Origin of the sequence: Burkholderia sp. SIMBA_062 (genome assembly GCF_046534765.1) — a bacterium.
Taxonomy (GTDB): domain Bacteria; phylum Pseudomonadota; class Gammaproteobacteria; order Burkholderiales; family Burkholderiaceae; genus Burkholderia; species Burkholderia ambifaria.
On the sequence record NZ_JAWRYD010000651.1, the window covers coordinates 1 to 234 of the forward strand.

Sequence of the window (234 nt, forward strand, 5' to 3'; positions counted from 1 at the left end):
TCGTGACTCTGTGTGTGATAGGCGACGAGCCAGAATGCGCGGCTTGCGGCGAGCTTCGTGTGTGCGACCTCTATCCGGCGTCGTAGGCCACCGATGAAGACGTATTCGCAGCTCCAGTCGAACTGGAATGCCTCGCCATATTCGAAGGCGAGCGGTACGAAGGCTCCGCGTAGAGCACCTTCATCGCGGTTTTGCTTCCAGTTGCGGATGAACGCACAAACACGGTCGTAGCTG

1 pseudogene is annotated in these 234 nt (G+C 58.5%); it reads right to left on the minus strand.

What is annotated here, in order from left to right:
- Window positions 1–234: pseudogene (locus SB786_RS37795) on the minus strand (IS21 family transposase); the annotation flags it as partial.